Genomic DNA, 13,474 nt, shown 5'->3' with positions numbered 1-13,474 from the left:
TCAGTACGGCTGAGTGCTAGGCGTCGGTCAGTATCGGATGGTCGTGGCGGCAGGCGTAGATATCCCCCGACGCCAACTGTCCCGCTCCCTGGGCGAGCCATTGTTGCATGGCCTCTGGGGTTAGCCACTGCTCGAAGAGGAATCGGCGGCGCTCGCCTGCAATGGCGTTGAAGCGATACTCCCCCAGCCGCTGTATCTCTGCCAGGCAGGCATGGCTGACCTCCAGCATGCCCGCAACGAACTCCACGGAGAGGGCCGCAACGGGGTGATGGAGCCCCTGCAGTACCTCGGCCTCGAAGCCTTCCACGTCGATCTTGATAAAGCGCGGGGTGCCATAACGTTCGATCAGTGCGTCCAGAGTGGTCATGTCGACCTGCAGAGTCTGCTCCCAGCGCACGTGATGAAAGCCGGGGTTGCGCTCGCCTACCTGATGGCGCCAGTCGTTGGCCAGCGTGGACAGGGTGGGGTTGCCTTCGCTGATGGCGATCTCGGCGACGCCGAGCCGAGGCCCCACGGCCAGCGGCAGCAGGGTGATGTCAGGGCGTTTCAGCAAGCGCTGAAACCACTTGGCTAACGCTGGCTGGGGCTCCAGAGCAATGACCCTGGCCCCCAGAGCTTGAAATGCTGCACTGCGATCTCCTAGGTGTGCACCCACATCGAAGGCAATGTCGCCAGGCGCGATGAAGGGGCGATAAAGGCGTTGCAGGCTGCGCTGCCGCCCCGGCCGCCAGTAAATGAACAGCGAGCGAGCCATGCCGCCTGCGCGGCGCAGCGGTGCCAGGGTCAATGAAGGCATTTAATGAGGCTCCTTGGCACGGGAAGCGGCGTTTCGGCGCGAGGACAAGGCCTTCAACGGTTGGCTGGGCATGTCACCGAACTGCTCCCGTGGCGGCTGGTTGGGGGTGGCCGAGCCACTGACGATCAGACGTTGGGAATGACGTGCGCACAGGTCGGCGAAGTCTTGCAGCAGGGGTGGGGTCGGGCAGCCGGTGGGGATATGCAGCAACCCCAGCCGTTGGCTGGCCATCCCGCCCCAGGTGCCGCTGCTGGAGTACTTCACCAGCGGGGCTGCCGCGACCAGGCCAAGCCAGGCTGGTGTCAGCCAGCCAAAGGCCGAGGGTGAAAAAAGGATCATCAAGCCTGCCCAGAGGCTGCCGCACAGCGTCATCCAGCCAGTGTGCCGCCAGCTTTCCCGCCAGCTCAGCGAGCGCTCGCCCCGATGCTGGGTCTGCCAATCGATGGCGCGCCCGATCAACACATTGATGATGAACAGGCTATGCCACGCCATCATCAACGGTGCGATCAGGGCGGCGAAGAGCATTTCCAGCAGCGTGCTGGTGATGAGAGCCAGGCGGCCATTGAAGGCGCGGGGGGCTTGCCACAGCGCCAGCACAAGGCCGAGTATCTTGGGCGCCAGCAGCATGCCGAGCGTCACGCTGAGCAGGCCAAGGGAGAGACTGTGCGGCAAGAGCGGAGGCGCGCCGTTGTCGATGGCCTGATAACCCACCATGAAGCTTGTGCACAGCAAGAGCCCAAGCCATACCAGCGATGAGAGATAAGCGAAGGCACCAAACAGAAAGTGCAATCGGCTAATCGGGTGAAACCCGGCACCGGTCAGCAGCCGAAGGTGCTGGAGGTTGCCCTGCAGCCAGCGCCGATCACGCTTGGCAAAATCCAGCAGGTTGCTGGGCATCGCTTCGAGGCTGTGATTGCCTGCCAAGGGCAGGGGCGAGGCGGCGGAGGCCGTGGCCGAGGTATCCAGCAGCACTTGCCAGCCGCCCCGCTTGAGCAAGGCGGCCTCGACAAAGTCGTGGCTCAATAATTCACCGCCCAACGGGGGCTTGCCAGGCAGGGTCGGCAACCCGGCATGGGCCATGAAGGCATGGGTGCGGATAATGGCGTTATGCCCCCAGTAGTTGGCGGCGTCGCCCTGCCAGAAACTTTGCCCTGCCGCCAGCATGGGGCTGTACAGCGCCGACGCAAACTGAATGAAGCGGCCGAACAGGGTGCGCTGACCCACCGGCAAGGGGACGGTCTGGATCAGCCCTACGCCCGCGTAGCGCTGCATCTGATGCACCAGATGCAGCATGGTGGTGCCGCTCATCAGACTGTCGGCATCCAGCACGATCATGTAGTCGTAGCGCCGCCCCCAGCGACGGCAAAACTCGGCAATATTGCCCGCCTTGAGGCCGCGATTGTCCGGCCGCCGCCGATAGTGCACGGCCACCTGGCCAGCCAGCCGCTGCTGCAAGGCGGCCACATGGGCGGCCTCTTCGGCGGCCTGGTCAGCCTGCTGCGTGTCGCTGAGGATGAACACCTCGAAATGCGCTTGTAACGGGGTGGCTGCATAGTGAGGGTTGCTGCTCATTTCCTGGAGCAACGAGCGACAGGTGGCTTCGAGACCGGCCAGAGTGGGGATGGGGGGCTCGGCATAAATCGGCATGATCAAGGCCGTTTTGCTGGATAGCGCATTGAGGGCTGGCCTATGAGACTGACGTTTCAAGGTCAGAGGGTCCAGCCGCAGGCTGCACAAGATGAAGCCGCATACCGCTCCCCAGAAGGCCAGGGCGATCCAGCTGAAGGTCAGCCCAAACAGCACCAGCATGACGATGCGCCAGCCGAGCGCCAGGTTGGCGACCACGTTGGCCATGACCAGGCAGCCAACCACGCTGGTGCCGATGACCAGCGTGGCCAGCAGCGTACGGCGGGCATTCAGCCAGGGAATGAGGGGACCAAGAGACGTCGAACTAGGCATCGGGATACCATACGTAGTTCCAGCTCTCGGTCAGTGGCTCCCCGTCGTGGGTCAGGCGCAGGCGTATATCGCTGGGGCGATCGGAGGGCAAACGGAAGGTGGCCCGCCAGCCATGGTCGGGTAGCCGCTTCACCTGGGGAAGCTGGGCTTCACCGTCCAGTACGCTGATGTCCAGCTCTGGTACGACATCCTCGGCCAGCGTTTCCAGGGGGCCGCCCATGAAGTCGACCACCAGCTGACGCTGGTCGGCAGACGCAGAATCGACTTCGCCAGGAACGGCGGCACTGCCCTGGCGCGTGCGTATCACGCGGCCCAGCGTATGCTGCTCGGGCTGAGTGTTCAGCGTATAGGTGCGGTAGTGAAGCGTGCGTGATTCACCCGCCTTCAGTGGCGCATCGGCTACCCAGTAGGCAACGATGTTGTCGTGGGTTTCATCCGGCGTGGGGATCTCGACCAGCTCGACATGGCCCTCCCCCCAGTCGCCAATCGGTTCGACCCATTGGCTGGGGCGACGATGATAGTGAGCTTCCAGATCCAGATAACGATCGAAGTGGCGCTCTCGCTGCATCAGGCCAAACCCCTGTGGATCATGGTCCATGAACGCGGAGATACGCAGGGCCGAGGGGTTTTGCAGCGGGCGCCATATCCACTCATCCTGGCCGGTGTGAGCCAGCAGCCCATCCGAGTCGTGTACCTGAGGGCGAAAGTCGTCGGGTCGTTGAGCCGTTGCCTCCCCAAAGGTGAACATGCTGGTCAGTGGGGCAACCCCCAGCTTGGCCACGTCGCTGCGAGCAAACAGCTCGGCTTCCACTTCGGCTTCGGTCTGTTCACCGGGTGTCAGCGTGATGCGATAGGCGCCGCTCAGCGATGGGCTATCCAGTAGCGCCATGAGCGTAACGCTCTCGTCCTCCTGCTCGGGCTTGACCAGCCAGAATTCACGAAACTCCGGAAACTCCTCCCCCCGCTCGGAGGCGGTATCGATTGCCAGGCCCCGTGTGGAGAGCCCGTAGGCTTGCCCCTGGCCTACCAGCCTGAAGTAGCTGGCGCCGAGAAACACCGCAAATTCGTCCGCGTAGTCCGGGTCGTTGATAGGGTAGTGGAGCCTGAAACCGGCATGACCGCTGCTGCTCAGGTCGTGCTCCAGCAGTTCACTGGCCGCACCGTCGTAGGTGAAGTCCTGTTTGTTGAAGGCCAGGGGAGACAAGGTCTCACCATCCAGCACATTCAGGGTAACCGGCGTTTGAAACAGAAAGCCGCTATGAAAAAGCTGTAGGCTGAACGGGCTTTCGTCTTTCCAGTAGGCGCGCTCCGGGTTGAAGCGAATCTGCCGATATCCGTCGTAGTCCAGTGATTGCAGCGCCTCCGGCAGGGTGGCTTTGGGTGCCTGATAGGGCGCATCGGCCAGCTGCTGGGCCTGCGCTATGATAGCCTCGAAAAGTACTTGTTCCTGGCTGGCCATGGCTGAGGCAGAGCACAACCAGCTCAACGACATCATCCAGCTTGCAGCGGTACGACGGCCCATGATCGAGTTCCTTTCGTGGTCAACCCAAAGACGACAGCACAATGTGATATGAAATAATTAAACAAAAGCTGTACGCTTAACAAGTCCTGTTTATTGATTGTGGCACCGCAATGCGTTCTGACCAGCCAAAATGGGCAGGTCTGGCTTGTTCCATGGCCTTGTCAACGGCCTGTCAATTGCCCAAGAGGTGTGAATGTTTCGTCTCCTGCTCGCTATCCTGGTGGTCAATACATTACTGGTCATGCCGCTGTGGTGGCGCTTTGGCACCTGGGGGGTGCCGCTGTTGGCCTGGGAGGCTTGGGTGCTGGTGCCCACCTTGTGGTTGCTCCCTGCCCGGCCATGGCGAAGTGCCGCTGGCCTACTGGTGGTCAGTGCGCTGGCCTTGTTCACGCTCATCAATCTTGGGGATGCCGCCACCCACAGCGCTTTTGGCCGTTCGTTGAACCTGTATCTCGACGTGCCGCTGATGCGCTCCGTTTACCACCTGCTTGTAGGTAATGTAGGCCAACTTGCGGCTATTTGCTTGATGCTACTGGCATTGGTGGTGCTGTTGGGGGGTGTATGGGGGTTGTTGCGCTTGCTGCTTCCCAGGGTGCCGCTTTCGCTGGCGCGCGGTCAGGGCAAGCTTGCTCTGGGGGTTCTGGTGGTGGCTGCGGGCCTGCTGCTGCTGGAGGCAAACCGCTACCGCTGGGTGCCCCATTCTACGCTGCCGGTGGTGAACACGGCGCGTTTTCAGTGGCAGCAGGTGGTTTCGACCCATCAGGCACGGCTGGCCTTCACCGAACAGCTGCAGGCTTCACCCATGGCCACCCGGGCGTTGCCTGGGCTGGAAGGGCGCGATGTGCTGCTGACCTTCATTGAGTCTTACGGCGTCACGGCGCTGGATGACCCGCGCTACAACCGGCAGATTCTGGCCACCCTGGCCGAGATCGAGTCGCGGCTGGAGCAACGCGGGCTATCGGTGGTGTCCGGGTTGATGGATGCGCCGATTCGCGGCGGGCAGTCGTGGCTGGCCCATGCCACCACGCTCAGCGGCCGTTGGATCGACAACCAGCTGTGGTATCGGCTGATGCTCGATAGCGACCACCCCACGCTGATCGATGATTTTCGCGCCACGGGCCAGCACACGCTGACCGTGATGCCAGCCATCACCCTGGCCTGGCCCGAAGGCGAAGCCTACGGTTTCGACCAGATCGTCGCTGCCAGAGACATGCCTTACGCAGGGCCGCCGCTCAACTGGGTCACCATGCCCGACCAGTTTACGCTGGACTATACCCAGCGCCACTTGCTGGGCGGCTCCCCGGTGTTTGCCCAAATCGCGCTGATCTCCAGCCATGCCCCCTGGACGCCCATCCTGCCCGTGCTGGAGAACTGGTCGATGGTGGGGGATGGGTCGATTTTCGCCCCTTGGGAGAACGCGGCCGACCCGCCCGAGGTGATCTGGCGCGATATCGAGCGTATTCGTGACCACTATGCCTGGTCTGTGGACTACGCTGTGAAAGTCACCGGGCGCTGGGCAGAGCGGGTGGCCGATGAGCAAACCCTGCTGATTGCCTTGGGTGACCACCAGGCGGCGCCCCTGATTACCGGAGAAAATGCCAGCGCGGCGGTGCCGGTGCACATCGTCAGCGGCGACCCTGAACTGTTGGCCCCTTTCATGACGCGTGGCTTCGTGAACGGTATGCTGCCCGACCTGTCAGCCACCTTCGATGCCCCACCCATGAGCCAGTTACGCCACTGGCTGCAAGAAGATTTTGGCGCAGTGGAACCGTTACCGGGTACGCAACCAAGGACGACACCATGATTCAACCCGTCATTCTCAGCGGCGGCAGCGGTACACGGCTGTGGCCGCTTTCCCGCGAGCAGATGCCCAAGCAGTTTTTGCGCCTGACCGGCGAGCAGAGCCTGTTACAGCAGACACTGGCTCGGCTTGCGGACATCACCGCACAGCCCGCCATGTTGATGGGCCATCACGCGCATCGCTTTTTGATGGCCGAGCAGCTTCGCGAAGCTGGCCAGCAGGGGCAGGTAGTGCTGGAGCCGGAGGGGCGCAATACGGCCCCGGCCATCGCCTGTGCCGCGCTGTTGGCACGCCAGACGGGGGACGACCCACTTTTGCTGGTGCTGCCCGCCGACCATGTGATTGGCGATGTGGCAGCGTTCACCGACAGTGTGCGGCGGGCCACGCCGTTGGCTGAGCAAGGTTATTTGGTGACCTTTGGCGTCGTGCCGACTCATCCGGAAACCGGTTACGGTTACATTGCCTGCGGCGCGGCGTTGGGGGATGGCCACCATCTGGATGCCTTCATCGAAAAGCCCCCTCTTGAGAAAGCCAAGGCCCTGCTGGCCGAAGGCAATACGCTGTGGAACAGCGGCATGTTCCTGCTGCGGGCATCGGATTATCTCGCCGAGCTGGCACGGCTACAGCCCGACATGCTGGCGGCCTGTCAGGTAGCGGTAGACGAGGCGCACCACGATCTCGATTTCCTGCGCTTGCACGAGGCCTCCTTCAAGCGCTGCCCCAGCGAGTCCATCGACTATGCGGTGATGGAGCACTGTGCCAGGGCCGCCGTCGTGCCGTTGGACGCGCGATGGAGCGACATCGGTAGCTTCGATGCGCTGATGGCCACGCACACCCCTGATGCGGCGGGCAACGTGGTGACCGGTGACGGCGTATTGCGGGATACCCAGCGCTCGCTGGTGGTGGCCAATCATCGCCTGGTGGCGACCCTGGGCGTCGAAGACCTGGTAGTAGTGGAAACGTCGGACAGCGTGCTGGTGGCTCGCCGCGATCATGCGCAGGGGGTCAAGCAACTGGTGGCGGCCTTGAGCGAGGCAGGGCGGCGTGAGCCCTGCTCGTCACCGCTGGTGCACCGCCCCTGGGGCAGTTTTCAGGCCATGGACAGCGGCCAGCGCTATCAGGTCAAGCACATTACCGTGCGCCCCGGTGCACGGCTGTCGTTGCAGCGCCATCATCATCGCGCCGAGCACTGGGTGGTGGTGAGCGGCACCGCCAGGGTCACCGTGGAGGAGCGCACCTTTCTGGTCAGCGAGAACCAATCGACCTACATCCCGATAGGGGCGCTGCATCGCCTGGAGAACCCGGGCAAGATTCCGCTGGAGCTGATCGAGGTGCAGTCCGGCAGCTACCTGGGCGAAGATGACATCGAACGGTTGGACGATGTTTACGCGCGCCACAGCGACGACTGAGCCCGCCGCTACTTCTTCAACACAGCCAGATGCTTCTTCACCACAGCCAGCTGCCAGGCCTTGCCGGGGGCTGGCCCTTGCGTACCGCCAGCCAGCCAAGCGTGCAGCGCACGCCCAGCCAAAGGGCCAGCAGCGGCCACAGCAGCGCGCCGAGAAACATCAGGGTCAAGGTGAACGTGACCAGGAAATAGAGGCTGCCGATCCAGAACGTACGGATCAGGTAGCGGTAGTGGGCCTGCAGCCAGGGCGCTGCCTCGCGACGGTACACATACGCTACGATCACACCTATCAGCAGGGTGATGTTGGCGGTGACCAGCCCGGCCAGGTACAGCGCATAGACGATCTGCGGCGGGCGCGTATCCTGTGGCGGGTTAGACGGGTGGGGAGAAGATTCGGTCATGCCACTCTCGTGTTCAATAAAGGCGGAAATCGTTGGCGTTGGCGAGCCCTTGCTGCTCCTCCACGACCTTGCGGTAGCGCTTGTATTCCCATTGGTACTGGGGTGGGTCCAGGGCAATCGAAGCTTCCACGCTGGCGTTGACGCCGGTGGCTGACAGCGTGTCGTCCTCGCTGTAGACCCGTTCGTCGGCATCCAGAAAGTGAATCTCGAACCCCTTGCCGGGAATACGTCGTGCCACTCCCGTGACCACGCGAGCCTGGGTCCGTGCGACCAGCTTGGGTAGCAAGGTGGCCGTGTAGGCCTCGTGCCCGTAGAACGGCGCGAATACGCCACTGCCCCAGGCGGGTTCCTGGTCGGGCAGGATGCCGATGGCTTCGCTGCGCTTCAAGGCTTTCAGCAGGGCGGCGACGCCACGTGGGTTGGTCGGCACCAGCTGTGCGCCCATGCGCTCCCGGCCGTGGCGCGTAATGGCTTCCAGGTCAGCGATCTTGGGCGGTTCGTACATGGCCGTGAACGGGAAGTGGCTGGAGAGCCAGAAGTTGAGCACTTCCCAGTTGCCAAAGTGGGGCGCCAGTACGATGACGCCGCGCCCTTCGGCCCGTGCGCTGTCCAGCTTGTCGCGCCCGTGCACGGCCAGAATGCTGGCTTCCACCTTTTCGGGAGGTGCCATCCAGGCGTGGCCTAGCTCCAGCATGGTGGCCGTGGAGTGCTGCAGGCTCTGAATCGCAAACGCCTTGCGCTGCTGAGCGGACTGGTCTGGAAAAACCCGCGCCAGGTTCAGCTCGGTCACGCGTCGCTCACGCTTGCTGAAGCGGTAGATCTGAGGCCCCATGAAGGCTGCAGTGCGCCATAGCCGAGTGACGGGCCAGCGGGAGAGCATGCGCCAAAGCCCGGCGATGGCACGGGCCTGATACTGCGCCCGGCGGGTGTGTAACGGTTCACTCATGGATCACAGCAACCAACTGTCGACGTTGGAGGGCGCGCGCTTCTCTTGCAGCCCTTTGAAGCCTTTGACGCAGCGCACGATAAACCACACGGCAAAGGCCAGCAGCAGCGGGAAGCCGATGAGGATGAGTGTCAGCAGCGTGGCGATGCTGCCGTACAGTAGCCCGATCCAGAACGTACGAATTTGATAACGGTAGTGTTCGTCCAGCCAGACAGGGCCCTTGCCACGATACACGTAGGCAATGATCACTCCGATGACCGAGGTGAAGCCCACCACGAAGCTGGCCAGATAAAGGGCATAGATCACCATGGCCATGGTGGTGTCGGGGGCCGGTGAGGGCGTTTCAGGCGTGTCGGTGCGGTTGACCACTTCACCTTCGATGGGGGTGTCGTCACGCATGGGCGTTCCTTCTTTTCGATTCGACGATAGCATCCAGCGGATACCCTGTTAGCCCGCCATGATAGCGCGGGCAGGGCGACTTATCACCCGTCGACCCGCCCAGCATGGCAGTCTGGCTCAGGGCTGGCGTGCTGCTGGTCGACAGATTTCGAGCAGGTTGCCGTCGGGGTCACGCAGATAGAGGGATTCGATGGGGCCGTTGGCTCCCTGGCGGGCGACCGGACCCAGCTCCACATCGACTTCGAGCGCGTCCAGGTGCTGCTTGAACTCATCCAGCGGCAGCTGGCAGCGCAGGCACAAGTCCAGGCTGCCAGGCGTTGGGGTGGCCGACACCGGGGCAATGTCAGTGTCGGTTTGATGCAGGCGCAGGGCTGTATCACCCAGCAACAGGTCGACCCGTTGGGCATCCCGATAACGCACATCCAGACCCAGCACACGGGAATAAAAATCCACAGCGCGACCCATATCGGTCACAGTTACAACAAGATGGTCCAGACCTGAAAGCATGCCTCTTTCCTTAAATACGAACGTAAAACCAGAGAATACGATGATGCGACGCTGCCCGCCATGTCAGCGGCAGTCGCACGACCATCGCGCCGTCGCAAGGCCGTGACTGGGTCACCGACAGTGTCATCAGTTTGCCACGGTTGCATGGCTATGTGGGGTTTAAGGTGCCCATGGGTCGCGCGATGGGCGCCGGGCAGCTATTTTGGGAAGGGCAAGAAACGTCATTCCATGGCTTGGGATAGACGAATTTTCCGCCAATGAAGTATTCAGTTATCAAAAACACCAGACTGCTGGGCATGGGGCTGAAAAAGCATTGACTTTATGCCGCTGGCAGCAATAATTGCGCGCCCGTTTTCTGCCTGCCGGTGCGATAGGCGTACAAACGGCCATCGATTCATACTCAATGCAATGTGAGGTACGCATGTCGCGGCAACTGCTGGCCATGGCGCTGGCGCCCCTACTCGGGCTGTTCATTCTGGGCATTGGCAACGGTTTTCTCGCCACCTTGATCACCATTCGACTGGACGCTGCGGGCGAGTCGGCCACGGTGATCGGTATCGTGTCGTCTGCCTATTTCATTGGACTGGCCCTGGGGGCCATGTTCAATGATCGCCTGTTGCTGCGCATTGGCCATATTCGTGCTTACGGCAGTTTTGCGTCGCTGGTGGCTGTCACCGTGCTGTTGCAGGGGTTGTTCTTCGACCCTTGGGCGTGGTTTGCCCTGCGCCTGGTGGGCGGTTGGGCCACGGTAGGGGTCTATCTGGTCATCGAGAGCTGGCTGTTGACCGCGGGCGACCAGAAAGTGCGTGGCCGCCTGCTGGCACTGTACATGATCGCGCTCTATGCCGCGGGCGTACTGGGCCAGCTGATGCTGGGCGTGACCAGCGCCATGGGTGACACCGCGCCCTTCATGGTGATCGGCCTGCTGGCGTCGCTGTCGGTACTGCCGATGGCCATGATCCCCCGCGTATCGCCGCTCATCGAACACGCCGAGCCGCTACCTCCGCACCGGCTGATCACCATGACCCCCACCGGTGTGATGGGCAGCCTGGGGTCGGGCATGGTGGTGGCGGCGGCTTATACGCTGCTGCCGCTCTATCTCCAGCGCATTGGCATGAGTGTCAATCAGGTGGGGCAACTGATGGCGGTGGTGATTCTTGGCGCCATGCTGCTGCAATACCCCATTGGCCGCTGGTCGGACCGCCACGACCGCCAGATGGTGCTGATCGGCATCAGCGCGTTCTGCGTGGTGATCTCGGCAGCCATGCTGTGGCTACCGCTCTCTACTCCTTTGTTGGTCGCGCTGCTGTTCCTGCTGGGTGGGGGCGTATTTGCGCTTTACCCGGTGGCCGTGAGCCACGCCGCCGACCGTGCGCCAGCAGGGGCGCTGGTGCGCATGAGCCAGGGCCTGTTGCTGATCAACTCCATCGGGGCCACCATCAGCCCGCTGATGATTTCGCCGGTAATGACCGCCATGGGCGATGCCGGACTATTCTGGGCGTTTGGCTCGCTCAGCCTGTTCTTCGTGCTGTTCTTCACGTGGCGCCGCAGCGTGCGCCCGGCCCCGGTCCCCGTGGCGCCGTTTACCGCCACGACGCCCATGACCGCTGCCGGTGCTGAACTGGTGGTGACCGAAGAGCTGGTGCAGGGGGCGCTTGAGCATGAGCATCTGGAAGACCTTTCCGATGTCGTGCCGGAAGTGGAGGTCGCCGAGCCGGTAGTGGGGCCGCCCCAGGAAGACGAAAGCCACATCACTTATTACGACGACGTAGAAACCGAGGTGCGCAAATAAGCCGCTGAGGCGGCTATCAGGTGAGACCTTGGGCTAATGGTATGTCGGGAGTAGTGAAACTACTATCGAAGATAGTGTTTTTGCTACACCGATCCTTTTGCCCGAGGTATTGCCATGAATTACTACGCCGCGCCGGTACGCGACCTGCGCTTTGTGCTGGAAGAGATGCTGGCGCATCGCTCGCTGTCGCTGCCAGGCTTCGCAGAAGCCACCCCGGATCTCGTTGAAGCCGTACTGGAAGAAGCTGCGAAGCTGGCAGGTGACGTCTGGGGGCCGCTCAATAGTACGGGAGACCGTCAGGGAGCCCAACGTCACACCGATGGCAGCGTCACTACCCCTGAAGGCTTCGCGGCCGCTTACCTGGCGTATGTAGAGGGTGGTTGGAACGGCATTGGCGTGTCTGAAGCACTGGGCGGTCAGAACCTGCCCGAAGTGGTGGCCAGCGCGGTACAGGAGATGCTTCACGGCGCGAACATGGCGTTAGGGCTGTGCCCGATGCTCACCGCCGGTGCCATCGAGGCGCTGGCCCATCACGGCAGCGATGCCTTAAAAGCGACCTACCTGCCCAAATTGGTCGAGGGCTCCTGGACCGGCACCATGAACCTCACCGAACCCCAAGCGGGGTCGGATCTTTCCAAGGTGCGTACCAAAGCCGTTCCGGAAGGCGATCACTACCGCATCAGCGGTCAAAAGATCTACATCACCTGGGGCGAGCACGACGCTGCCGAAAACATCATTCACCTCGTTCTTGCCCGTAAGCCCGATGCCCCGGAAGGCAATAAGGGTATCTCACTCTTTTTAGTGCCTAAGTTCCTGGTCAATGACGACGGCTCGCTGGGCGAGCGTAACGATGTCACCTGTGCCTCCATCGAGCACAAGCTCGGCATTCACGGGTCGCCCACCTGTACCCTCAGCTTTGGTGAAAACGGCGGTGCCGTGGGCTATCTGGTGGGGGAGGAGGGGCGCGGGCTCAACCACATGTTCACCATGATGAACGAGGCGCGTCATAAGGTCGGTATTCAGGGCATCGGCGTGGCCGAGCGTGCTTGCCAACACGCGTTTGCCTACGCCAATGACCGCACCCAGGGGCGCTCACCCAGGCAGCGTGGCGGCAGCGACTGCACCATCAGCGACCACTTCGATGTGCGCCGTATGCTGCTGTCCATGCGTGCCCGTACCGATGCGCTGCGTGCGCTGGCCCTTTACTGCGCTGGCCAGCTGGATGTTGCCCGCCATGCGGCCGATGACGCCGAGCGCCAGTCGGCCCAGGCTTGTGTGGATGTACTGATTCCTATCGTCAAGAGCTTCTCTACCGACCAGGCCGTGGACATTGCTTCCATGGGGGTTCAGGTGCACGGCGGCATGGGCTACGTGGAAGAGACCGGCGCTGCACAGCTGCTCCGAGATGCCCGCATCGCGCCCATCTATGAAGGCACCAACGGCATTCAGGCGCTGGACCTGGCAGGTCGCAAACTGCAGCGCGATGGTGGTGCCGCCTTGTTGGCCCTGTTGGCCGAGGTACGCAACACCGCTGACGAGCTGGGTAAGAGTACGCGGCTGAATGCCATGGGGCCGCTGTTGAGCGATGCCGCTGACGACCTGCAGGCCGCCATGGAAATCGTGCTGGAGCAGGGTAGCCACCCTGAACAGGGGCCGGATGCCGTGCAAGCCTACGCCACGCCTCTCTTGAACCTGGCGGGCCATGTGCTGTGCGCCTGGCAGATGGGCCAGGCGGCGCTGCATGCCCAGCAAGCCATTACCCAGGGCAGCGACGACCCGTTTTACCGCACCAAGCTGTGCAGCGCCGAGTTCGTCATCCACCAGTGGCTGCCGGTCGGGCGTGCCCAACGCGCGGTGATCGAGGCCGGCATGCAGTGTTTTAGCCAGTTTGACAGCCGCGTCGCCTACTGAGCCCACTGCCGCCGCCTTCCAGGCGGCGGTGT

11 protein-coding genes are annotated in these 13,474 nt (G+C 62.6%); 4 read left to right on the top strand and 7 right to left on the bottom strand.

What is annotated here, in order from left to right; translation table 11 throughout:
- Window positions 1-16: 16 nt before the first annotated feature.
- From CWI66_RS10585 to CWI66_RS10575, 3 genes are read right to left on the bottom strand one after another with little or no spacing between them, the layout of a single operon-like run.
- Window positions 17-796 carry an FkbM family methyltransferase gene (locus CWI66_RS10585; RefSeq protein ID WP_100731641.1) on the bottom strand — a complete coding sequence of 260 codons (780 nt, stop codon included), beginning with the start codon at window positions 794-796 and terminating at the stop codon, window positions 17-19.
- Window positions 797-2,755 carry a glucans biosynthesis glucosyltransferase MdoH gene (mdoH, locus tag CWI66_RS10580; protein ID WP_100731640.1) on the bottom strand — a complete coding sequence of 653 codons (1,959 nt, stop codon included), beginning with the start codon at window positions 2,753-2,755 and terminating at the stop codon, window positions 797-799.
- Complete coding sequence (locus CWI66_RS10575; RefSeq protein ID WP_100731639.1) at window positions 2,748-4,277, bottom strand: glucan biosynthesis protein; 1,530 nt, start codon at window positions 4,275-4,277, stop codon at window positions 2,748-2,750. The genes mdoH and CWI66_RS10575 overlap by 8 nt, the downstream gene beginning before the upstream one ends.
- Window positions 4,278-4,470: 193 nt before the next feature.
- Here CWI66_RS10575 and CWI66_RS10570 point away from each other — a divergent pair, with 193 nt between their 5' ends.
- Together CWI66_RS10570 and CWI66_RS10565 are read left to right on the top strand one after the other, a co-directional pair.
- A complete protein-coding gene (locus CWI66_RS10570) occupies window positions 4,471-6,081 on the top strand; it encodes an alkaline phosphatase (RefSeq protein WP_100731638.1) in 1,611 nt (536 codons plus the stop codon).
- The gene (locus tag CWI66_RS10565; RefSeq protein ID WP_100731637.1) at window positions 6,078-7,487 is read left to right on the top strand and encodes a mannose-1-phosphate guanylyltransferase/mannose-6-phosphate isomerase; all 1,410 of its coding nucleotides are present in this window, start codon (window positions 6,078-6,080) and stop codon (window positions 7,485-7,487) included. Before CWI66_RS10570 ends, CWI66_RS10565 begins: the two co-directional genes overlap by 4 nt.
- Before the next feature lie 37 nt (window positions 7,488-7,524).
- Here the strand turns inward: CWI66_RS10565 and CWI66_RS10560 are convergent, their stop codons facing one another.
- The 4 genes from CWI66_RS10560 to CWI66_RS10545 form a co-directional block, all read right to left on the bottom strand.
- Window positions 7,525-7,887, bottom strand: coding sequence for a DUF4870 family protein (locus CWI66_RS10560; protein WP_100731636.1), 363 nt, complete (start codon window positions 7,885-7,887; stop codon window positions 7,525-7,527).
- 13 nt (window positions 7,888-7,900) lie between these two features.
- Complete coding sequence (locus tag CWI66_RS10555; RefSeq protein ID WP_100731635.1) at window positions 7,901-8,833, bottom strand: lysophospholipid acyltransferase family protein; 933 nt, start codon at window positions 8,831-8,833, stop codon at window positions 7,901-7,903.
- Between the two features lie 3 nt (window positions 8,834-8,836).
- Window positions 8,837-9,232, bottom strand: coding sequence for a DUF4870 family protein (locus CWI66_RS10550; RefSeq protein ID WP_081139079.1), 396 nt, complete (start codon window positions 9,230-9,232; stop codon window positions 8,837-8,839).
- A 117-nt stretch (window positions 9,233-9,349) separates the two neighbouring features.
- The gene (locus CWI66_RS10545; protein WP_016914602.1) at window positions 9,350-9,739 is read right to left on the bottom strand and encodes a VOC family protein; all 390 of its coding nucleotides are present in this window, start codon (window positions 9,737-9,739) and stop codon (window positions 9,350-9,352) included.
- Window positions 9,740-10,160: 421 nt separating this feature from the next.
- On the opposite strand from CWI66_RS10545, the gene CWI66_RS10540 reads away from it, so the two are divergent.
- Both CWI66_RS10540 and CWI66_RS10535 read left to right on the top strand, forming a co-directional pair.
- A complete protein-coding gene (locus CWI66_RS10540; RefSeq protein WP_100731634.1) occupies window positions 10,161-11,531 on the top strand; it encodes an MFS transporter in 1,371 nt (456 codons plus the stop codon).
- 114 nt (window positions 11,532-11,645) lie between these two features.
- A complete protein-coding gene (locus CWI66_RS10535) occupies window positions 11,646-13,442 on the top strand; it encodes an acyl-CoA dehydrogenase (protein WP_100731633.1) in 1,797 nt (598 codons plus the stop codon).
- Window positions 13,443-13,474 lie beyond the last annotated feature (32 nt).

The organism is Halomonas sp. 141 (genome assembly GCF_002810305.1).
GTDB classification, from domain to species: Bacteria; Pseudomonadota; Gammaproteobacteria; order Pseudomonadales; family Halomonadaceae; genus Vreelandella; species Vreelandella stevensii.
Note: the sequence above shows the minus strand (reverse complement) of the source record. Positions and strands in the feature narration are given on the sequence as shown.